This is a genomic window from Ruegeria sp. BE1, from assembly GCF_056538885.1.
Genome location: NZ_JBQFTY010000001.1, coordinates 379,598 through 401,031, shown reverse-complemented (window position 1 = coordinate 401,031; position 21,434 = coordinate 379,598). Strand labels below are relative to the sequence as shown.

Annotated in this window: 22 protein-coding genes; 12 read left to right on the top strand and 10 right to left on the bottom strand. The window is 59.7% G+C overall.

Annotation, left to right across the window (positions count from 1 at the left end):
- Positions 1-71: 71 nt before the first annotated feature.
- Entirely contained in the window at positions 72-3,473 is a 3,402-nt protein-coding gene (gene putA / locus ACR0J5_RS01980; RefSeq protein ID WP_480650177.1) for a bifunctional proline dehydrogenase/L-glutamate gamma-semialdehyde dehydrogenase PutA, read from the top strand.
- A 42-nt stretch (positions 3,474-3,515) separates the two neighbouring features.
- A complete protein-coding gene (locus ACR0J5_RS01975; RefSeq protein WP_480650176.1) occupies positions 3,516-4,259 on the top strand; it encodes a rhomboid family intramembrane serine protease in 744 nt (247 codons plus the stop codon).
- Positions 4,260-4,307: 48 nt separating this feature from the next.
- Here the strand turns inward: ACR0J5_RS01975 and ACR0J5_RS01970 are convergent, their stop codons facing one another.
- Positions 4,308-5,093 carry an inositol monophosphatase family protein gene (locus ACR0J5_RS01970; protein WP_480650175.1) on the bottom strand — a complete coding sequence of 262 codons (786 nt, stop codon included), beginning with the start codon at positions 5,091-5,093 and terminating at the stop codon, positions 4,308-4,310.
- A gap of 96 nt (positions 5,094-5,189) precedes the next feature.
- Entirely contained in the window at positions 5,190-6,095 is a 906-nt protein-coding gene (locus ACR0J5_RS01965; RefSeq protein ID WP_480651419.1) for a LysR family transcriptional regulator, read from the bottom strand.
- 94 nt (positions 6,096-6,189) lie between these two features.
- On the opposite strand from ACR0J5_RS01965, the gene metF reads away from it, so the two are divergent.
- Both metF and ACR0J5_RS01955 read left to right on the top strand, forming a co-directional pair.
- The gene (gene metF / locus ACR0J5_RS01960) at positions 6,190-7,056 is read left to right on the top strand and encodes a methylenetetrahydrofolate reductase [NAD(P)H] (protein WP_480650174.1); all 867 of its coding nucleotides are present in this window, start codon (positions 6,190-6,192) and stop codon (positions 7,054-7,056) included.
- A 192-nt stretch (positions 7,057-7,248) separates the two neighbouring features.
- A complete protein-coding gene (locus tag ACR0J5_RS01955) occupies positions 7,249-7,902 on the top strand; it encodes a DnaJ domain-containing protein (RefSeq protein WP_480650173.1) in 654 nt (217 codons plus the stop codon).
- Positions 7,903-7,965: 63 nt separating this feature from the next.
- Here the strand turns inward: ACR0J5_RS01955 and ACR0J5_RS01950 are convergent, their stop codons facing one another.
- Complete coding sequence (locus ACR0J5_RS01950; RefSeq protein ID WP_480650172.1) at positions 7,966-8,484, bottom strand: YHS domain-containing (seleno)protein; 519 nt, start codon at positions 8,482-8,484, stop codon at positions 7,966-7,968.
- A gap of 229 nt (positions 8,485-8,713) precedes the next feature.
- Here ACR0J5_RS01950 and yghU point away from each other — a divergent pair, with 229 nt between their 5' ends.
- Entirely contained in the window at positions 8,714-9,592 is an 879-nt protein-coding gene (gene yghU / locus ACR0J5_RS01945; RefSeq protein ID WP_480650171.1) for a glutathione-dependent disulfide-bond oxidoreductase, read from the top strand.
- Between the two features lie 32 nt (positions 9,593-9,624).
- Here yghU and ACR0J5_RS01940 read toward each other — a convergent pair whose 3' ends face one another.
- Both ACR0J5_RS01940 and ACR0J5_RS01935 read right to left on the bottom strand, forming a co-directional pair.
- Positions 9,625-10,413, bottom strand: a complete 789-nt coding sequence (locus ACR0J5_RS01940) for an SseB family protein (RefSeq protein ID WP_480650170.1) — start codon at positions 10,411-10,413, stop codon at positions 9,625-9,627.
- Positions 10,406-10,993 carry a uracil-DNA glycosylase family protein gene (locus ACR0J5_RS01935; RefSeq protein WP_480650169.1) on the bottom strand — a complete coding sequence of 196 codons (588 nt, stop codon included), beginning with the start codon at positions 10,991-10,993 and terminating at the stop codon, positions 10,406-10,408. The genes ACR0J5_RS01940 and ACR0J5_RS01935 overlap by 8 nt, the downstream gene beginning before the upstream one ends.
- 228 nt (positions 10,994-11,221) lie before the next feature.
- On the opposite strand from ACR0J5_RS01935, the gene ACR0J5_RS01930 reads away from it, so the two are divergent.
- From ACR0J5_RS01930 to ACR0J5_RS01915, 4 genes are read left to right on the top strand one after another with little or no spacing between them, the layout of a single operon-like run.
- Complete coding sequence (locus ACR0J5_RS01930; RefSeq protein WP_480651417.1) at positions 11,222-11,881, top strand: ABC transporter ATP-binding protein; 660 nt, start codon at positions 11,222-11,224, stop codon at positions 11,879-11,881.
- Positions 11,859-13,433 carry a KpsE/RkpR family capsule polysaccharide export protein gene (locus tag ACR0J5_RS01925; RefSeq protein WP_480650168.1) on the top strand — a complete coding sequence of 525 codons (1,575 nt, stop codon included), beginning with the start codon at positions 11,859-11,861 and terminating at the stop codon, positions 13,431-13,433. The genes ACR0J5_RS01930 and ACR0J5_RS01925 overlap by 23 nt, the downstream gene beginning before the upstream one ends.
- Before the next feature lie 5 nt (positions 13,434-13,438).
- Positions 13,439-14,272, top strand: coding sequence for a 3-deoxy-8-phosphooctulonate synthase (gene kdsA, locus ACR0J5_RS01920; RefSeq protein WP_480650167.1), 834 nt, complete (start codon positions 13,439-13,441; stop codon positions 14,270-14,272).
- A gap of 14 nt (positions 14,273-14,286) precedes the next feature.
- Positions 14,287-15,783, top strand: a complete 1,497-nt coding sequence (locus ACR0J5_RS01915; RefSeq protein ID WP_480650166.1) for a phosphomannomutase/phosphoglucomutase — start codon at positions 14,287-14,289, stop codon at positions 15,781-15,783.
- A 36-nt stretch (positions 15,784-15,819) separates the two neighbouring features.
- Here ACR0J5_RS01915 and ACR0J5_RS01910 read toward each other — a convergent pair whose 3' ends face one another.
- Entirely contained in the window at positions 15,820-17,787 is a 1,968-nt protein-coding gene (locus tag ACR0J5_RS01910; protein WP_480650165.1) for an AsmA family protein, read from the bottom strand.
- A gap of 96 nt (positions 17,788-17,883) precedes the next feature.
- On the opposite strand from ACR0J5_RS01910, the gene rimO reads away from it, so the two are divergent.
- Positions 17,884-19,272, top strand: coding sequence for a 30S ribosomal protein S12 methylthiotransferase RimO (gene rimO, locus ACR0J5_RS01905; RefSeq protein WP_480650164.1), 1,389 nt, complete (start codon positions 17,884-17,886; stop codon positions 19,270-19,272).
- 104 nt (positions 19,273-19,376) lie between these two features.
- Positions 19,377-19,772 carry a hypothetical protein gene (locus ACR0J5_RS01900; protein WP_480650163.1) on the top strand — a complete coding sequence of 132 codons (396 nt, stop codon included), beginning with the start codon at positions 19,377-19,379 and terminating at the stop codon, positions 19,770-19,772.
- An 11-nt stretch (positions 19,773-19,783) separates the two neighbouring features.
- On the opposite strand, the gene ACR0J5_RS01895 is transcribed toward ACR0J5_RS01900, so the two are convergent.
- The gene (locus ACR0J5_RS01895) at positions 19,784-20,140 is read right to left on the bottom strand and encodes a diacylglycerol kinase (RefSeq protein ID WP_480650162.1); all 357 of its coding nucleotides are present in this window, start codon (positions 20,138-20,140) and stop codon (positions 19,784-19,786) included.
- Positions 20,141-20,231: 91 nt separating this feature from the next.
- Complete coding sequence (locus tag ACR0J5_RS01890; protein ID WP_480650161.1) at positions 20,232-20,429, bottom strand: hypothetical protein; 198 nt, start codon at positions 20,427-20,429, stop codon at positions 20,232-20,234.
- A gap of 219 nt (positions 20,430-20,648) precedes the next feature.
- On the opposite strand from ACR0J5_RS01890, the gene ACR0J5_RS01885 reads away from it, so the two are divergent.
- Positions 20,649-20,891, top strand: a complete 243-nt coding sequence (locus ACR0J5_RS01885; RefSeq protein ID WP_480650160.1) for a CDGSH iron-sulfur domain-containing protein — start codon at positions 20,649-20,651, stop codon at positions 20,889-20,891.
- Here ACR0J5_RS01885 and ACR0J5_RS01880 read toward each other — a convergent pair whose 3' ends face one another.
- Both ACR0J5_RS01880 and ACR0J5_RS01875 read right to left on the bottom strand, forming a co-directional pair.
- On the bottom strand, positions 20,892-21,152 hold the full coding sequence (locus ACR0J5_RS01880) for a DUF6455 family protein (RefSeq protein ID WP_480650159.1): 261 nt from the start codon (positions 21,150-21,152) through the stop codon (positions 20,892-20,894).
- Positions 21,149-21,421: a DUF6455 family protein gene (locus ACR0J5_RS01875; protein WP_480650158.1), complete on the bottom strand. Its 273-nt coding sequence runs from the start codon at positions 21,419-21,421 to the stop codon at positions 21,149-21,151. Before ACR0J5_RS01875 ends, ACR0J5_RS01880 begins: the two co-directional genes overlap by 4 nt.
- Positions 21,422-21,434: the final 13 nt, after the last annotated feature.

Here is a 21,434-nt window from a genome sequence, read left to right as displayed (position 1 = left end):
TCTGAAATCACAACTTCGGGCGATTGTCCCGAAAAATCGACTGTATACTCTCTGAAAGCACCGGAGGATACATGTCACACAGCCTGCGCACCCATATTGACGGCCAGACCTATGCCGATCAGTCCGAAGTCCTGAACCACCTGATCACGCAGGCCGATCTGACGGCCTCAGACCGGGCCGCCATCTGCACGGCGGCTGCGCAGTTGGTGCGTGATATCCGCTCCAGCACCTCACCGGGGATGATGGAGGTGTTTCTGGCCGAATATGGCCTGTCGACCGATGAGGGCGTCGCGCTGATGTGTCTGGCCGAGGCGCTGCTGCGGGTCCCCGATCCCGACACGATCGACGCGCTGATCGAGGATAAGATCGCGCCCTCGGATTGGGGGAAACATCTGGGGCAATCCTCGTCGTCATTGGTGAACGCGTCGACCTGGGCGCTGATGCTGACAGGTAAGGTACTGGACGAAGGCAAGGCCGCGCCCGTCAGCGCCCTGCGCGGGGCGATCAAGCGACTGGGTGAACCGGTGATCCGCACCGCCGTGGGCCGCGCCATGAAGGAAATGGGCCGTCAGTTCGTTCTGGGCGAGACAATCCAATCCGCGATGAAGCGCGCCAGCGGGATGGAGGACAAGGGCTATACCTATTCTTACGACATGCTGGGTGAGGCCGCCCGCACCGAGGGGGACGCCGCCCGCTATCACCTGTCCTATTCGCGCGCGATTGCGGCCATTGCCGATGCCTGCACCCATGACGACATCCGCGCCAATCCGGGGATTTCGGTGAAGCTATCCGCCCTGCACCCCCGCTATGAGTTGGCACAGGAACAGCGGGTGATGGATGAGCTGGTCCCGCGCCTGCGCGCCCTGTGCCTGTTGGCCAAGGCCGCTGGCATGGGCCTGAACGTGGACGCCGAAGAGGCCGACCGCCTGTCCCTGTCGCTACAGGTGATCGAAGAGGTGATGGCCGAACCCGCCCTTGCAGGGTGGGACGGGTTCGGGATCGTGGTGCAAGCCTACGGCCCGCGCGCCGGGATCGTTCTGGACACACTGTATGACATGGCCGAACGCCACGACCGCAAACTGATGGTCCGTTTGGTCAAGGGCGCCTATTGGGATACCGAGATCAAGCGCGCTCAGGTCGAAGGGGTCGATGGCTTTCCCGTCTTCACCCACAAGGCCGCGACGGATGTGTCCTATATCGCCAATGCCCGTAAACTGCTGGGCATGACCGACCGCATCTATCCGCAATTCGCCACCCACAATGCGCACACGGTCAGCGCGATCCTGCATATGGCCAGCGACCAACCATTTGAATTCCAGCGCCTGCACGGCATGGGCGAAACCCTGCACAACCTTGTCAAAAGCCAAAACAATACCCGCTGCCGCATCTATGCGCCGGTCGGCGCGCATCGCGACCTGCTGGCCTATCTGGTGCGGCGACTGCTGGAAAACGGCGCGAACTCGTCCTTCGTCAACCAGATCGTGGATGAGGACGTGCCACCGGAAGAGGTGGCAGCCGACCCGTTTGTGACGGTTGAGACCCCACCGCCACCCCTGCCGACTGGACCCGAGCTGTTTGAGCCAGAGCGCCCGAACTCAAAAGGGTTCGACCTGCACCATACGCCGACGCTTGATCGGATCGACGCCGCCCGTGACGCGTTCCGCGCCCATCACTGGCACGCGCGACCGCTTTTGTCCGACGATGCGCATCCGGAAGAGGATCAGCCCGTGACCAACCCTGCCCTGCCACAGGACCGGCCCGGCGTCGTTGGCCAGGCCAGCACCCGCGACGTGGAACTGGCGCTGGCCTCAGCCTGCCCATGGCAGGCCCCTGCGGACGACCGGGCACGTATCCTGAACGCCGCCGCCGATCTGTATGAGGCCCATTTTGGTGAGCTCTTCGCCCTGCTGGCCCGCGAGGCTGGCAAGTCCATCCCCGACGCCGTGGCCGAACTGCGCGAAGCGGTGGATTTTCTGCGCTACTACGCGGCGAACATCCCCGATGCAGAGCCAGCGGGTGCGTTCACCTGCATCAGCCCGTGGAACTTTCCGCTGGCGATTTTCACCGGCCAGATTTCCGCCGCCCTGGCGACTGGCAACGCGGTTCTGGCCAAACCGGCCCCACAAACCCCGCTGATCGCGCACCGGGCCGTGCAATTGCTGCATGAGGCGGGCGTTCCGCGTGATGCGTTGCAATTGCTTCCGGGCGGGCCACAGGTTGGCGCCGCGCTGACCTCGGACCCGCGCGTGTCCGGCGTGGCCTTTACCGGCTCGACCGCGACGGCCCTGAAAATCCGGGCCGCGATGGCGGGCAACATGCGGCCCGGCACGCCTTTTATCGCGGAAACCGGCGGGCTGAACGCGATGATCGTCGACAGTACCGCCCTGCCCGAACAAGCCGTGCAATCGATCATCGAAAGCGCGTTTCAGTCGGCGGGGCAGCGATGCTCGGCCCTGCGTTGCCTCTATGTGCAAGAGGACATCGCAGATGACCTGCTGAAAATGCTGACCGGCGCGATGGACGCTTTGCGGATCGGGGACCCATGGCTGCTCTCCACCGATTGCGGGCCGGTGATTGATCAGGATGCGTGGCAGGGTATTACGGATCACATCGCCACGGCCCGGCGCGAAGGCCGGGTGCTGAAAGAGATGGCGACGCCCCCCGAGGGCACCTTCATCGCCCCCACCCTGATCGCGGTGACGGGCATCGCAGCATTGGAAAGCGAGATCTTCGGCCCCGTCCTGCATGTGGCGCGGTTCAAAGCGTCCGAGATCGATCAGGTCATCTCTGACATCAACGCCACCGGCTACGGCCTGACATTCGGCCTGCACACCCGCATTGACGACCGCGTGCAGCACATCACCGAGGCCGTTCACGCGGGCAACATCTATGTGAACCGCAACCAGATTGGCGCGATTGTCGGCTCACAGCCCTTTGGGGGCGAGGGGCTGTCGGGCACTGGCCCCAAAGCGGGCGGACCGAACTATATGGCCCGGTTCTGTGCGCCAGACCGGCAAGAGAGCGCGGCGCAGTGGGACAGCACCATGAGTGACCCGCCCGCGCCGCAGGGGCAGCCTGCCCCAACCTGCATCCAATCCCTGCCCGGTCCCACCGGCGAATCCAACCGCCTCAGCGAAACCCCGCGTGCGCCCCTGTTGTGCATGGGCCCCGGCCCCGACGCTGTGAAAGCGCAGGCCGAGGCGGTCGAAGCCCTGGGCGGCACCGCAATCCGCGCCACGGGTATGCTTGACCTGCACCGCCTTGAAAACGTTGTCGGGATCTCGGGCGTTCTGTGGTGGGGCGACGACGAAACCGGGCATGAGATCGAACGCCACCTGGCCCGCCGCACCGGCCCCATCCTGCCGCTGATCCCCGGTCGCCCCGACCGCGCACGGGTACTGGGCGAGCGTCATGTCTGCGTCGACACAACTGCCGCAGGCGGCAACGCTGCCCTGCTTGGGGGTGCGGCGTAACCGGGCCTTGACGCTGGGCCGCGAAAAGCCCAGCGTCGCGCCATGTTTCCGATCCGCGACCATAACCCCTCGGGGCGCACGCCCTATGTTGTCTACCTGCTGATGGCGGCCAATGTCCTGATTTTCCTCAGCTATGTGGGCATCATGGATAACGATCGCCTGATCAGTCGGTTCTATTTCGACTATGCGGTCATCCCCGCCCGGATCACTGACGGGTTTGCGTTTGAAACGCTCGTGACCTCAATGTTTCTGCACGGAGGGTGGATGCATCTGGCGGGGAATATGCTGTTTCTGTGGATCTTCGGCGACAACCTCGAAGATGAGATGGGGCACCTACCCTTCCTGCTGTTCTATCTGGCCGCTGGCATCGGGGCCGGTCTGATCCATGTCGCCACTGCGCCCGACTCGGTGGTGCCGACCATCGGCGCATCAGGTGCGATTGCCGGGGTGATGGGCGGATACTTACTGCTGTTCCCGAAGGCGCGGGTGGATATTCTGCTGATCCTGATCGTCTATTTCAGGGTCTTCACGATACCGGCCTTTATCATGCTGGGCATCTGGCTGGGCATACAGTTCATGGGCAGCCTGACCAGCAACCCCGACGAAGGCGGCGTGGCCTATTGGGCCCATACCGGGGGGTTCGTCGTCGGCCTGATCCTGAGCATTCCGCTTTGGCTGAAACGCGGTGGTCCCGCTTATTGGGGCCGCACCCACGGCCATCCGCCCCACCCGGAACACAAATACAAACTGTCCCGGTCCCGCATTCCAAAGATACCGCGCCGATAAAAAAGCGCGCCTGAATTCGGACGCGCTCTTGTCATTCTGAGGGGGGGCTTAACCCCGGATCACCTTGGCGAATTGGTCAAAGATCGGCTCGTTCGCGCAGATGACTTCGCCATCTTCCAGCACGCTGCCCTCGGGGTTCAGAGCCTGCACAAAGCCGCCCGCCTCTTTCACGATGATGATCCCGGCAGCCACGTCCCAGGCATTCAGGCGACGTTCCCAGAAGCCCTCATACCGACCAGCAGCCACATAAGCCATGTCCAGCGCCGCAGCGCCCCAACGGCGCACACCAGCGCAGGCAGGCATCAGACGCGCCAGATCATGCAACGTGGCCGGCAGGTCCGAGCGGCCACCAAAGGGCAGACCGGTCGAGAAGATCGATTCAATCATGCGATGACGGCCCGAGACCCGGATACGCATATCGTTCATCCATGCGCCTTCGCCTTTTTCGGCAAAGAACATCTCATCCTTGGCGGGGTCATAGATCACACCGGATACGATCTTGCCCTTATGTTCCAGCGCGATCGAGATCGCCCAATGCGGCAGGCCGTGCAGAAAGTTGGTGGTGCCGTCCAGCGGGTCAACGATCCAGCGGCGGGTCGGGTCTTCGCCCGCGATGGTGCCACCCTCTTCGGCCAACCAGCCATAGGTGGGACGCGCGCCCAGCAGTTCCTCTTTCAGGATCGCCTCGGCCGCAATATCAGCCTTGGAAACAAAGTCGCCCGCACCCTTCATCGAGACTTGCAGGTTCTCGACCTCACGGAAATCCTTGACCAAAGACCGCCCCGCCTTGCGCGCGGCTTTAATCATGATGTTGAGATTTGCACTGCCAACCATTGTCTCAAGGCTCCTGTCCGGTCAAACCGCGCGTATACTGGGGCAATGCGCCCTTGCCAAGGGGGTTGATGCGCATAGCAGACCCGCGTTTTGCGCCTATTGCGATTGCAGCTTGCGCGCCTCGTTTCCGGCCAGTTCGATCAACTCCTGAACAAAGGGTTTTTCCAGATCCTCGGAGCGCACCGCCGCGTAAAGCCTGCGGGTGATCCCGTCTTTGGTCAGCGGACGGGTGACATAGTCGGAATTATACTTCACCTCGCGCACCACCCAATCGGGCAAAACAGAAACGCCCCGGTTCGATGCAACCAGCAACAGGATGACGGCGGTCAGTTCGACCTGACGGATCGCGGCGGGCTCAACCCGCGCGGGGATCAACAATTGGCTGAAAATGTCCAGCCGCGTCCGTTCAACCGGGTAGGTGATCAGGGTCTGGCCGCGGAAATCCTCTGCCTCGATATAGTCTTTCTGCGCCAGAGGGTGGGATGAGGCCGCAACAAACACCGCGTCATAGTCGAACAATTCGATGAATTCGACGCCCGGCAGGTCCTCGGGGTCGGACGAGACGACCAGATCGACCTCTTCCTTTTGCAGCGCAGGCAGGGCGTCAAAGGCAAGGCCGGGGCGAATATCCACATCCACATCGCCCCAGGACTTACGGAAGGATTCCAGCACCGGAAACAGCCATTCGAAACAGGCATGGCATTCGATGGCAATGTGCATCCGCCCCGTACGCCCATCGCGCAGCGAGGAAAACTCCTGCTGTGTCGCTTCAACCTGCGGCAAGATCTGTTCCGCCAGCCTCAACAGGCGCAGCCCCGCCGCTGACAGTTTCATCGGCTTGGAGCGCCGCAGGAACAGCTCCACCCCTGCCTGATCCTCCAGGCCCTTGATCTGATGGCTCAGGGCCGATTGCGTGATGTTCAGCTGATCCGCCGCACGGGCAAGCCCCCCGCATTCATGGATCGCCTTGATCGTGCGCAGGTGCCGGAATTCAATGTGCATTGCAGTGAGACTCATGTTGTTCTTGAGTAATATGAGTTTGTCTCACAATGCGCGAACTGGCACAAGGGCATCAAATTGGACCGATGAGGCAGACATGACGACACCTGAGATTTCATTCGAGTTTTTCCCGCCCCAAACGCTTGAGGCCTCGTTTCGCCTTTGGGATACGGTGCAAACTCTGGCCCCGCTGAACCCGCGTTTTGTCTCGGTCACTTATGGTGCAGGCGGCACCACGCGGGAACTGACACGCGATGCGGTAGCCACGCTGCACAAATCCTCGGGCTTGCCGGTGGCGGCGCATCTGACCTGCGTGGAGGCGTCGCGACAAGAAACGCTGGCAATTGCCGATACATTTGCGCGCGCAGGGGTTCAGAACATCGTGGCTTTGCGGGGCGATCCGCCCAAAGGTCAGGACCGGTTCACCCCACACCCTGACGGGTTTTCCCATTCCGTCGAGCTGATCGAAGCCCTTGCAGACACGGGGAAATTCAACATCCGTGTAGGGGCCTATCCCGACAAACACCCCGAGGCGCGCGACTTTTCTGCCGATATCGATTGGTTGAAAGCCAAGCTGGACGCGGGTGCGGATGAGGCCCTGACCCAATTCTTTTTCGAGGCCGAGACATTTTTCCGGTTCCGCGACGCCTGCGAGAAAGCCGGAATCGACAAACCCATCGTGCCCGGCATCCTTCCGGTTGAGAACTGGAAAGGCGCGCGTAAGTTTGCCCGCCGGTGCGGAACGCATATTCCCGATTGGGTCGAAAACGCCTTTGAAAAAGCGATCCGCGATGATCGTGAGGACCTGCTGGCGACGGCCCTTTGCACTGAGCTGTGTTCAGACCTGATCGATGGCGGCGTGGACAAGCTGCATTTCTACACACTGAACCGCCCCGAACTGACACGCAATGTGTGTTTTGCCCTTGGCATCACACCTAATACTGAATTGCAGAACGTAGCCTGACACTATCCCTGTTGGCTGCCTTGGCCCGGTTTCCTTTTGGAGCCGGGCTTTTTTCATAATCGCGATGTGAACAATACCACGCAAGCACCACCACTGTTCCAACAAACGCAATAAAAACTGATTAAAGTTTGACAAAAACGTGAGCCTCCGCACACTGGGATTGTGGTGTTTCTTTAAAGAGTTGCTTTGAGTATGGAGCCAGTAGACAAAATTAATGCGCGCGCCGATGCGCTGTCCGCATTGGGACTGGACCAAAGCGCAGGGTCAGATGACATTCGGGACGCTTGGCGTCACATCGCCTTTCGTGCGCATCCAGATCACAGAAACGGGGATTGTACCCATTTCGCCCGCGCGAAAGAGGCTTATGACTTTCTGCGCCGTGAAGGGCTGACAACCAAGGGTCAGTCCACTGGCAAACCCCGGCGGCCTAAGTTGCGCAAACGCGTCGTCGAACTAGAGCGTTCAGATATCGACGCCTGCCGCGTGTTGCTGAACACAGCCCTGTCGCACAGCCCGGACGGATCGAAGGCTGAGGCAGATGCGCACGACAAAACAGACTCGGATCACGTGCCCGACGCGGTGGGGTTCTACGGTCGCCACCTGACCTATTTCGTGCCTACACCAGTATGCGAGGGGGCCAACCGCGTGGCGCTGCCCACATCCTTTCTGGCATCGGCTCGGCGTATGGAAACCGAAGTTCTCAGCTTTCAGTCCAACGATGCAGGTGGCGGTGAGGTGGTGATCCCCGAGACGATCACTGCCAGCAAGTTTCCCGGCGCCAAAAGCGTGCGCATCAAATTCGATGCCAATCAGCAGATGCGGGACGAATTCTGGCTGGCAGTCTGAACCAACAACCCAACAAAAAAGCCCGGCCAAACAGCCGGGCTTTTGTTTTGCGTGAGTGGTCGATTAGTTCGCAACCGGACCTTTTGAGGTGAATTTCGGAATGACGCTGCTTGATGCCGCGGCGCTTTCGATGCCCGGCCAGTTGCCTTCGGCCAGATTGATGTTGCCCGGAATGTCTTCTTCGAAGAAGCCAACAACAACATCGGTGATGTTCAGGTACAGTTTGTCGTCAACGATCCGCCACAGGTTGGGGTTCGCAGGAACTTTGCCGCCCTTGGAGACGCCATAGGCGCAGTGGCCATCATATTGAGGCGCGTAGTAAGCCGGGTTCTCAATGAACTTGTCGCGGTTTTCAGCCGATGCAAACGCCCAGGTCGCGCCGTTGTATTCCGCCGTATAGTCTGCGTTGCCGCGCACGGCCGCGGGCTGGGACTGGCCGACCGGTGCTTGATCCAGGCTGCGATAGGCAACAACGTCATATCCCGACACGGCAAAACCGGTGCCGTCTACATATTGGTCACCTGCAAAGGCAGGCACAGCAAGGGTCAAAGCAGTTGCAAGGGTCAGGGCAAAGCGTCTCATGTGGTCAATCCTTTTGTCCTTGGGTTTCGCGTTGATCAGAGGATAGGTATTTTCGCCGCGTTGGGCAGTCCTCCTCGCGTCGCTGTGAGGTCGAATGAACAAACGTGAGAGGTTCCGCCCTGATTGTTACAAAACTGCCTGCACATCCGGGGTTGGACTCGGCGCTTTGCAACATTAGCTGTTGGAACGGACGGACAATTCACCCGAACTTTGCTGAGAAAGACGACAGATGACCGAGCAATCTTCCTACACGCCCCCTACAGTCTGGACATGGGACAGCGAAAGCGGCGGCCAGTTTGCCAATATCAACCGCCCCATCGCCGGAGCGACCCACGACAAGGACCTGCCGGTCGGCAAGCACCCGCTGCAGCTGTATTCGCTGGCTACGCCCAACGGCGTCAAAGTCACCGTCATGCTGGAAGAACTGCTGGCGCTGGGTCACGAAGGCGCGGAATACAACGCGTGGCTGATCAATATCGGTGAGGGTGATCAATTCGGATCGGGGTTTGTCGATGCCAACCCGAACTCTAAAATCCCGGCGCTATGGGACCGGTCAGGGGACGCACCGCTGCGCGTCTTCGAAAGCGCCTCAATCCTGTTCCATCTGGCTGAGAAATTCGACGCCTTTCTGCCGAAATCGGGCCCGGAACGGACCGAGGTGATGAACTGGGTGTTCTGGCAAATGGGCAGCGCGCCTTATCTGGGCGGTGGCTTTGGCCATTTCTATGCCTATGCGCCGGAAAAGTTCGAATATCCGATCAACCGCTTTACCATGGAAACCAAGCGTCAGCTGGACGTGCTGGACCGTCAACTGGCCGACAACACCTATATCGCGGGCGAGAATTACACGATCGCAGATATGGCGATCTGGCCCTGGTACGGTCAGCTGGTCTTGGGTCGGCTGTACAGTGCCGCCGAATTCCTGGATGTCGAATCCTACAAAAACGTGATGCGTTGGGCCAAAGCGATTGACGCCCGCCCGGCGGTTCAGCGTGGCCGAATGGTCAACCGAGCCTTTGGTGAGCCGCACACACAACTGCACGAACGTCACGACGCCAGCGACTTTGAAACCCGCACGCAGGACAAGCTGGCCCCTGCCGAAGACTAAAAGCTTTGCCCCGCACCCCAAGGGGTGCGGGGTTACCTCAGCACCGGCGGCTTGTCCGGGTCACTGCCCGGTGCGCCCAGGGTGACCGCGCGTTCTTGGGGCTGTGGCAGGTCGAACTTCAACCCGACACGCGCCAATAGGGCTGCAGCGGGATCATCCACGCCAAAGAACCCGACATCCATCGCCCCGGCTTCGATGCCCGAAAATGTCAGCGCCTCTGACGCCGCTTTGGCCAGGGCGGCTTCGGCCCCTTCGACCGCACCGACAAAGCCCAGCAAATGCCCCGCCCCGCCATCCTGCGCCTTGGTTCCGACAAGAAACGCAGCCTCGGCCAATCCCACAGCTGTTGCCAGTTTCGTATCCAACGCGGTGAGCAGATCATCCGGCAACCCCACGGGCGGCAGGAATTCGGCCAGATGCTGCTGCACCTGTTCCGGCGCATGTTCCAGCGTTGTTGCCAACCAGCCCAGCGCCTCGGCCGGGATCAGCATGGATGAGGGCGCGACCTCAAGGTTCAGGCCCAATCCGATCCCCTGCCCTGACAACAGCCCGGCCAGAATCCGACCTGACAGCGCCACATAAGGCACCGTCCGGTTGGCAAAGCGCGCAAGGCGTTCTTCGGTGTCGAACACCAAAACGAACCGACCGTCAGCCACATCGAAAACCTCGGGCGAGATGTTGTCGCCCTTTGCTTCCTCGGTCAGCAGCATGATCAACTCGCTATCCGCGAGCCGCTCAAAGAACCGAAGCCGCGTCGCATCATCCTGCGGGTTGGCCTGCATCGCGGCATGTGCGGCATCAAGGGCGGTTGTTTCAGTCATTCAGAACCTCTTGCACCCGTGCACGCAGAACCGGCAGCAATTCGGCCTCAAACCACGGGTTTTTCTTCAACCATGCCGTATTCCGCCACGAGGGATGAGGCAAGGGAAAGACCTGCGGCGCATAGTCTTGCCAGCGCTTCACCGTCTCAGTTACCGACCCGCGGGTGCCCAGATGGTACTTATGCGCATGACCCCCAACCAGAACGGTCAACGGCACCTGGCCCAGTTCTTCCATCACCCGATCATGCCAGGTCTTGCCGCAGACCGGAGGCGGCGGCAGGTCCGCCTTGCGTTCGTTGTAACCGGGAAAGCAGAACGCCATTGGCACGATGGACACCCTCGTGCGGTCGTAAAACACTGTGTCATCGATCCCCAGCCAGTCACGCAGGCGGTCGCCCGACGGGTCGGTAAAGGGGCGGCCCGACTCGTGCACCCGTGCGCCAGGAGCTTGCCCTGCGACCAAAAGCGGTGTGCCCTGCCGGAACCAGACCACCGGGCGGGGCTGGTGCGCTGTATGTGTGGCCTGAAACCGGTCGGCACAGATACGGCAGGCTTCAATCTCTTTCTGTAGTGAATTCATCAGATCGTAAGGTTTCCGGCGTCAAACTGGGGGACGGTCGAGATGAAAGATAGTCAATGTGCCACACCGGGCCAACCGATACACAAGTCACAATACCAACAGGCGTTTGCGGTACGCATTGATCATTTGTTTCATAATTCGACATAATGTAGCCAAGATGGACGAATAAATTATCCGTTCCTTCACCGGCCCACCCGGTGCAACACAAAGATGAGCAGCAGGCCCCGGATGCTTGAGTTCGAGAATGTCAGTAAGTCCTTTTGGACCGGAACCCGCCGAAAGGTGATTCTGGATCAGGTCTCGTTCCGGATTGAGCTTGGGCGCTCGATCGGCATTCTGGCGCCTAATGGCACCGGCAAGACGACACTGATCAACATGATGGCGGGGCTTGAGAAACCGGATGAGGGCGTGATCCGCAAAGACTGCAGGATTTCCTTTCCCATGGGCTTTGCGGGCGGGGTGGCCAAGCGGCTCTCGGCGCTGGAAAACGCGCGTTATATCGCAAAAATCTATGGGATGGACCCCGATTATGTCGAGGCATATTGCAGCTGGCTGTGCGGTCTGGGTGAGTATTTCAACCAACCGATGGGCACGTATTCCTCCGGTATGCGGGCGCGGTTTACATTTGCGCTGATGCTGGCGCTGGATTTTGACATGTACCTGATCGATGAGGGCATGCCAGCAACCACGGATGTGGAATTCAACCGCAAAGCCGGTGACATTCTGCGGGAACGGCTGCGCACCACGACGCTGGTGATCGTGTCCCACAGCCCCGAAGTTCTGGAAAAATTCGCCCAGCAAGCCGCCGTTCTTCTGGATGGCCAGCTTTACATGTTCGACACCTTGGAAGAGGCCCGAGAGCTATATGACTACCAAACCCAAGGCTAAAAAATACCGCTGGCGGCGCAATCGTCAGAACGCGGACTCGGCAGAGGCCCGCGCTGACGCGATGTCGCGTATCAGAGAGGCCACGCAACCCTCTGAGGCCGCAAATGACAGCGCGCCCGCGACCGACATCGAAGCGATCAAACGCGAAGGGCTGACCGGGCGACAATTGCGCGTGGCGCGGCGTCTGGCAGATAAAAACGGGCTGGCGGCAACGTCGGACTATGATGCAGTGCGCTTGCTACGCGAAAAAGGCATCGATCCGTTTGAGCGCGCCAACCTGCTGGACCTGGCGGCCGAGCGCAAAGATTCCAAAGATCAGGCGCGGGATAAAATCACCATCCAGCTGCCGCAAACCGTCCGAGAAAACCCTCAGAGTCTTCCGGGGCCAGAGCTCAGCCCTGCGGAAAGGCGCAATCTGGAAATCGGTGAGATTCAGAAGGAAATCGCGCGCCGCCGCAAACGTAAACTGTTTGCGTTGTTTGCGCGTCTGGCCTTTTTCGTCTTGCTGCCGACCCTGATCGTGGGCACCTATTTTTATCGTTTTGCAACGCCAATGTATGCCAGCGACTCGGCGTTTTCGATTTTGCAGGCCGATGGCGGCGGTGCATCCTTTGGTGGTTTTCTGGCGGGAACCCAATATGCGACGGCGCAGGATTCGGTCGCAACGCAGGAGTTTCTGGAATCCAAAGACGCCCTTGTGCGATTGGAAGAAGACACCAATTTTTCCGCAATTTTCAAGCAAGATTGGATCGACCCGATTCAGCGGCTGCCGCAGGATGCGACGCTTGAGGACACCTACAAGCTTTATAAACGCATGATCACCATTGGCTATGACCCAAGTGACGGGATCATCCGAATGGAAGTGGCGGCCCCCACACCTGAAATTACTGTCGAACTGTCTGATCTGCTGCTGTCTTATGCTGAAGAAACCATCAATGGGCTGACCGAACTGAAGCGCGAAGACCAGATGCGCGATGCACGCGCGGGGTTCGAAATGGCGCAGGAAGAACGGCGCAAAGCGCAGGAAGAACTGATTGAATTGCAACTGCAGGGCGCGGTTCTGGACCCGGAAAATGTGCTGGCGGGCCTTCGCGGACGGATCAACGCGATCGAGCTTGAGCTGCAGGAAAAAGAGCTGCAACTGGCTGCGCTTTTGGACAATGCGCGCCCCAACCAGGCCAAGGTCGAAGGCGTACAGGCCGACATCAAACGGCTTGAGGCTGTTCTGGCCGAGTTGAACGCCGAAATGCTGGATGCATCGGCAGGCGAAAACTCGCTGGCGCGGCTGAGCGTTCGAATCCAGATGGCGCAGGCCGATCTGGCCGCCCGGGATCTGATGATGCAAACCGCACTGGAACAGATGGAAACCACACGGACCGAGGCCAACCGCAAGGTGCGCTATCTGACCGTATCGGTGAACCCTGTGGCCAGTCAGGAACCCAGCTATCCGCGCAAGTTCGAAAATACGATTTTGGCTTTCCTGTTGTTTGCTGGTATCTACCTGATGATCTCGCTTACCGCGTCGGTCCTTCGTGAACAGGTATCCTCGTAAGACACATGAAACATGTAAAAATCTCCGATCTCACGGTCGGCAATGATCTGCCTCTGACGATCATTGCGGGCCCCTGCCAGCTTGAAACTGCCGATCATGCCCAGATGATCGCGGGAAAAATGAAAGAGGCCTGCGATGCCGCCGGTGCGCAGTATGTCTTCAAAGCCTCTTACGACAAGGCGAACCGGACCTCTCTGTCCGGCGCGCGCGGCATGGGGATCGATGCCGGGCTGAAGGTGCTGGATGACATCCGCAAGACGATGGGCATTCCGGTTCTGACGGACGTCCACACCGAAGCGCAATGCGCAATCGCGGCCGAGGCTGTGGATGTGCTGCAGATCCCGGCCTTTCTGTGCCGTCAGACCGACATGCTGCTGGCTGCGGGCAATACGGGCGCTGTGATCAACGTTAAAAAGGGGCAGTTTCTGGCCCCCTGGGAAATGCCCAATATCGTGGCCAAGATCGAAAGCACCGGGAATACGAATATCCTGCTGACTGAGCGTGGCTCGTCCTTTGGCTATAACACGCTGGTGGCAGACATGCGCTCGCTGCCGCAAATGGCGCAGACGGGTTACCCAGTGGTAATGGACGCCACCCATTCGGTGCAGCAACCCGGCGGTCAAGGTGGCTCATCCGGTGGTCAGCGCGAATTTGCGCCGGTCATGGCCCGGGCTGCGGTCGCCGTTGGGACGGGGGCCGTGTTTATGGAAACGCATCAGGACCCGGACAACGCACCCTGCGACGGGCCCAACATGATCTATCTGGATCAGATGCCCCAGTTGATTGACACTTTGATGCGCTTTGACGCGCTGGCCAAAGCCAACCCCATTCAGATTTAAGCACGAGCGATAGTATGACCAAACCCATCCCCGAGGTGACCCCAAACACCTGGAGCTTTCTGCGCGACCCGATGATCAAACCCACGGGGTTTCGCGAATATGACGCCCGCTGGAAATACCCCGAAGAGATCAACCTGCCCGGCATGACGGCTTTGGGCCTTGGTCTGGGCACTCAGATGCGCAAACGCGGCATCGCGCCGGTCATTGCGGTCGGCAATGACTATCGCGACTATTCGCTGGCGATCAAGAACGCGCTGATCCTTGGGCTGATGCAGGCAGGAATTCAGGTCAAGGATATTGGCCCCGCGCTTAGCCCGATGGCGTATTTCGCCCAGTTCCATCTGGATGTGCCTGCTGTGGCAATGGTCACCGCCAGCCACAATCCCAATGGCTGGACCGGGGTGAAGATGGGTTTTGAGCGTCCTCTGACCCACGGGCCTGATGAAATGTCGGAACTGCGCGACATTGTGCTGAATGGCGAAGGCCAGCCACATGAGGGCGGGTCATACGAGTTCGTTGATGGCGTCAAAGAAGCTTATATCGACGATCTGGTTGGCGATTTCAAAATGTCACGCCCGCTGAAAGTGGTTTGCGCGACCGGGAACGGCACCGCTTCGGCCTTTGCGCCCGAGATATTCGAGCGGATGGGCGTCGAGGTTGTGCCCAGCCACACCCGGCTGGATTACACCTTCCCCAACTACAACCCCAATCCCGAAGCGATGGAGATGCTGCACGACATGTCCGATACCGTGAAATCCAGCGGTGCCGACATGGCGCTTGGCTTTGACGGCGACGGCGACCGCTGCGGCGTTGTCGATGACGAGGGTGAGGAGATTTTTGCCGACAAGGTTGGCGTGATCATGGCCCGCGATCTGGCCAAGCTGTACCCCAATGCGACCTTTGTGGCCGATGTGAAATCCACTGGCCTGTTCGCCAGCGACCCCGAATTGCAGGCCCGTGGCGTCAAGGCCGACTACTGGAAGACCGGCCACAGCCACATGAAACGCCGGGTCAAGGAAATCAACGCGCTGGCTGGGTTTGAAAAATCGGGTCACTACTTTCTGGCCGAGCCTATCGGGCGCGGCTACGACTGCGGCATGCGTGTGGCGGTGGAGATTTGTAAGCTGATGGACCGCAACCCGGACAAAAGCATGTCGGATCTGCGCAAGGCGCTGCCGAAGACATGGTCGACCCCGACCATGTCCCCCTATGCGGCGGATACCGAGAAATACGACATCCTTGCACGTCTGGTCGACAAGCTGGTCGCCAAGGCCGATGCAGGGGAAACTCTGGCTGGTCGCGCGATCAAAGAGGTGGTCACGGTCAACGGCGCACGTGTCATTCTGGACAATGGCAGCTGGGGGCTGGTGCGCGCCTCTTCGAACACGCCAAATCTGGTTGTGGTCTGCGAAAGCAGTGACAGCGAAGATGAAATGCGCGCCATCTTCGCCGATATCGATGCGGTGATCCGCACCGAACCCGGCGTTGGCGATTACGATCAAACCATCTGATCCAAACCAATTAAGGGGTGCCCGAGGGCACCCCTTTTAGTCTGCACCAAACAGTTTGAGCAGGCCCTTCTTGGCCTCTTCCTCCAGTTTGTTCTTCAGGGCATCTTCGACGCTTTCGCTGTCGGTGACCACAGTCCCCAACTCATCACCGACCTTATCCAGCACCTTTTGCTTGGCGTCGTCTTCCAGGTCTTTCAACTGCCCTTCGGCGGCAGCTTCGATCACCTTGGTCAGATCAGGTTTGATCGACGGGTTGCTCCAAGGACCGACAATGCGAACTGGCACCGAAATGCCTTGGCCGGAATTGGCCCGTAACGCGGTCGGCGTAAACAAATAGTCAAGCGTCTGCGCCCCGATATTGACCACCCCTTTGCCATCAGCGCGGAAGTTATCCAGCGACATCAACAGATCATTGTTGGTCAGAACCCCCTGATCCATCGTAAAGCTGGCCGTCAGACTGTTGAAAACCGTTGTTCCACCAGTGCCCTTGCCCCGTCCCATCAACCGGTCAAGATCAAAGCCCGAAATCACGCCTTGCCCCACATTCAGGCCGCCCTTCCCGCTGAGAGAGCGCATGATCTGATCTTCGGTTTGCCCCACGCCCAGAAAGTCGAAACTGCCAGAGCCAGTTCCCGTGAACCCATTGACATCAAGCGCGGTCGACAGAGCTTGCTGCAGGTTGATACCGTCGGCTTTCAGATTGCCGCCAACTGACAGCCCGTTTCGATTATTGGCGACCACCTGCCCGGTCACTGTGCCCGCGAACAAAGTGGCGGGGTTCATCTTGAGAACCGCCCGGGATCGATCCAGGCTAAGCGTCAGGTCGCTTGGGCCCAGCGTCAGATCAGGCACCGCGATGGATGCGGCGGTCAGGCGGATTTCGCCATTGGCCAGCGCCAGCGCAGAGGCGTCGATGGGGTCAGTTGACCATCCACTGCCGGTTGCAGGGGCCGTAGCAGAGCCGCCGCCCCCGGAATCCGATGTCTCATTGTAACGCGACAAATCCAGATCGCCGGTCTTGAGACGCGCGGTGATTTTGGGCGGGTCCGCGATCTCGACGTCCACATCGCCAGTGAAGCGATTGTTATCCAGCTGTGCCACCATCTGGCGCAGCGATGCACGGCCATCGCTTGTATAAGTCATATGCCCCGAGACATCGGCCACACGACCCAATCCCCGGGGCACGCCAACGCCCGCCTGCCCGAACGCCGCCAGCATCTGTTCGGTATTGGTCGTCTTGACCTCAAGACTGCCGTCCATCTCTCCGGCCAGGTTAACGCGGCCGTCAAAGCCGAACTCTCCGCCCGGCGCGGTCAGGGCCAGTTGCAACGGTGCCACCGCGCCCGAGGCATAGGCGGGCAGGTTCGGTATCTTGAGGTCGACATTGACCGTCCCCCCCGGCACGCCCATCTGCGCCGCCATGATCATCGGTGCGGAAACATCGGGCCAACTGGCAGACAGATCAACGCCCGAGAAATCGAAGGTCTTCACGCCGTTTTCGATGTAAAGCAACCGCGCATCTGTCAGTTCCAGGCGATCCAGAGTGACGGCGCCCTGTGACGAGGTCTGCGTGGGCGCGGTGGCTTGCCCTGAACTGGCCTGGGCACTGGGCTGAGAGCCAGCGGCACTCAGCTCCCAGTTTCCCCGCCCGTCCGACAGTTCCAACCGCAGCACGGGCTGATCAGCAATGACGCGGCGGATACGAAACTCACCATTCAGCAGGGCCGCAGCATCGACGCCGACGGCCAGGCTGTTCGCGCTCAGCATCGGTTCCGATGCCGCCCAGGGGGCGTTGCTAAAGGTGACAGGCCCCGTCTCCATTCCCAGAACCGGCCAGAACGACAGTTTGACCTCACCGGTCAGGCTAAGCTCTCGCCCGGTTTTGGCCTTGACCTGCTCGGCCAGGATCGTGGCCAGCTTGTCGCCCGGCATCAGCAACAGCGCGCCAATCGCAAGGCCAAATGCGACCACGAAAAGGAACAGGATGCGCAACAGCCACTTCATTTTTCTGCTCTCCGCTTTTTTGGCATGCGTTGAAAAGATCATTCAAAGCTCAGCCATCATTTGCAAGGGGAAGCGTTCCCCACTATATGCCGCCCAATGAGTACAAACCCGCCAAACCTCCGCCCCGATCTGGCGCCAGCCGCCCGGATGCCCGAGACGCCACGTTTGAATCAGCCCACCATCGGCATGGTGTCCCTTGGCTGCCCCAAAGCTCTGGTCGACAGTGAGCGTATCCTGACCCGTTTGCGGGCCGAAGGGTACGGAATTTCGCCGGATTATTCCGGGGCAGATGCCGTGATTGTGAACACCTGCGGCTTCCTCGACAGCGCCAAGGCTGAATCGCTGGACGCCATTGGCGAGGCTTTGGTGGAAAACGGCAAGGTCATCGTGACCGGCTGTCTGGGGGCGGAACCGGATTACATCCGCGAGCATCATCCCCGCATCATGGCCGTGACCGGCCCGCATCAATATGAACAGGTTCTGGATGCCGTTCACAGCGCCGTGCCGCCCGATCCTGATCCGTTTGTGGACTTGCTCCCCGCCGCCAGCGTGCAGCTGACCCCGCGCCACTACAGCTATCTCAAGATTTCCGAGGGCTGCAACCACAAGTGCAAGTTCTGCATTATCCCTGACATGCGCGGGAAACTGGCCAGCCGCCCGGCACATGCCGTTCTGCGCGAGGCCGAGAAATTGGTCGACAATGGCGTGCGCGAACTGCTGGTGATTTCGCAGGACACCTCGGCCTATGGGCTGGACCGGAAATACGACGTGAACCCGTGGAAAGACCGCGAGGTGCGCAGCCACATCACCGATCTTTCGCGCGAACTGGGGCAGCTCGATGCCTGGGTGCGTCTGCACTATGTCTACCCCTACCCGCATGTGCGCGAGTTGATCTCGCTGATGGCGGATGCCGGGTGCAATGTGCTGCCTTATCTGGATATTCCGTTCCAGCACGCCCATCCGGACGTTCTGAAACGCATGGCCCGCCCGGCGGCGGCGGCCAAAACACTGGACGAAATCGCCGCCTGGCGCGCCACGTGCCCGGACATCACCCTGCGGTCAACCTTTATCGTCGGCTACCCCGGCGAGACCGAGGCCGAGTTCCAGACCCTGCTGGATTGGATGGATGAGGCGCAGCTGGATCGTGTCGGTTGCTTCCAATACGAAAACGTCGATGGCGCACGGTCGAACGACCTGCCAGATCATGTCCCGGCCGAGGTCAAGCAGGACCGCTGGGACCGCTTCATGGAAAAGGCGCAGGCCATTTCCGAGGCCAAGCTGGCCGCAAAGGTCGGCCAGACCATCGACGTGATCGTAGATGAAGTCGATGCCGAGGCCGCCACCTGCCGCACCAAGGCGGATGCCCCCGAGATCGACGGCAATCTGTTCATCGATGAAGGGTTCGAAGACCTCAAACCCGGCGACATTGTCCGGGTCGAGGTGGACGAAGCCGGGGAATATGACCTCTGGGGCAAGCTCGTCTGATCCGGTCACCCCCGATAGTCGAAGCGTGAGCCGAGTTTATTGGCGTTTTGCCCCCCGATGGCGGATCATGACAGGACGAACTGCCTTGTAGTAAGGAGAGTCCAATGTCTTATCTGCGCCTCTATGGCCTGAAATGTCTGGCGGTGGTCTTTGCCGCCCATGTCTTTGCGATGCCTGCTGTCGCTGACCAGGTCCGCTCGGGCGGGTTTCTGGTGGTCGGGACCAAACCTCAGAACCTTCTGCACAAAAGCCAGCATCAGGTTCACCGCTATTATGGCGTGACCAAAGAGCATAAGCCCGAGGTCAAGGTTCACCACAAAGGCAAAAAGCCCAAGGTCCATCTGCATAAATCAAAACCGCGGGTTTACTATCGCAAACCGGTCAAACGACATCATCGGTCGGCACACGGGTTCCGCAAAAAACACGTGTCGCCCTATTACATCCCCAAACGCTATGGCATCCGGCATCGGGGGTTCAAGTATTACAAGCGGCGTCACTGACGCCGCCTCTGTTAAAACAGGCTGACCACCCCGGCCACCCATGCGACGCCCGCCGTCACAGCCGTCAGAGCGACGGCTGCACTGGCGGCGTCCTTGGCCTGACCCGCCAGAGTGTTCTGTTCGGTCGAGGTGTGGTCAACCGCCCGTTCAATCGCGGTATTGAACAGCTCTGCCACCAATACCAGCAAACCCAAAACAAGGATCAGCGTGCGCATACCGCTGTCCAGTGGCAGCAAAAACACCAGACCGGCAGAAATCAGATTCGCCCAGCCCCAGACCCGAAACGAATATTCATCGCGCCACGTGGCCACCAGACCCTGCCAGCTCCAGACGGTGCGATCCCTGAGACGTGTAAAGAAGTTTCTCATTGACCCTCTGACGATAAAAAAGCCGCCCCGGGGGCGGCTGCGACTGATTATAGATGCGGGCGGCCTAAAGCAAAAGCCGCCCGCGGAATTCTTACTGTGCGACCGGGTTACACACGGTCTGACCAGCTTCGGTGGTGGCCAGCTCGGTACCTGCCGGGCAGCTCGGCGTACCGAACTTGTCATATTCAGGGGTGATGTAAACCGGTGCTGGCTCCTCCTGCTGCGAGCACGCAGCCAGGACCAGGGCAAATGCACCAACGGCAAAAAACTTGATTTTCATATCCGTCATTCCTTTATTAATTTCCTGATATTGCCCAAGAATTCGGGGCCAGTCTCAGAATACGACTTCGGTGATATTTTGGCAACGGATTCAATCACAAACACGTGATGAAGGCGGAACACTGCCAGTAACCCCCTCAGACAACGCAGATTTCTGAGCAAAGACTACCGTTTTGCACGGATCGGCCTACTCTTGTTGCAGTGACATCAGCAAAGACGGAGTAGCCACATGTCAGACACCCCCATTATCGCCCAAAAAGACCCCTACCCTGTTGAGGTGACCGAGGGCAAAAGCTATTTCTGGTGTTCCTGCGGGCAGTCCAAAAGGCAGCCGTTTTGCGATGGATCCCACAAGGACACAAGTTTCGAGCCGATAAAATACACCGCAGACAGCACCAAAAAGGTGTTTTTCTGTGGCTGCAAGCACAGCAAGAAATCACCGCTTTGCGACGGGTCGCATTCCAAGCTCTGATCAGCGCTTCAGCGCGTTCAACTGATCCGCATTGGCACAGAACTCCGGGGCCGCGCTGGCCTCGGATTGTTGCTGTGCCAGCCACAGAACACAGTCCTCACTGCAATTCGACGCCCTGCACCGGGTGATCATCCGGGCATACTCGTCCGGGGTCAGACGGCCATCGGCCATGGCTTCGGTGAAAGACACGTTCATGCAGCGTGCCACGGATCGGGTCAGCCAGAAGTGTTTTTCGACATCACCCAGAACGGAACGTGTCATGCTGTTTCCTGTTCTAACCGCGTCTTCAGCGCCGCAAACCGCTGATGGTTTTTGCAGGTCTGCGGAGCACCGACGATGTTTTCATGTTGATCCAGCCAATCCGGGCATTGGTTGGCCCAGCCACAGCCCCGGCAATACTGAATCATTTCGGCCCAATCCTGCTGTGTCAGGTGCCCTTTGGAATGGGCCGCAACCATATCCGTACCCGTCGCCCGCCCCATACGCAGGACAAGGCGCAGGTGGGTCATGATCTCTCCGAGATGGGGCATGGGGCACTCCGGT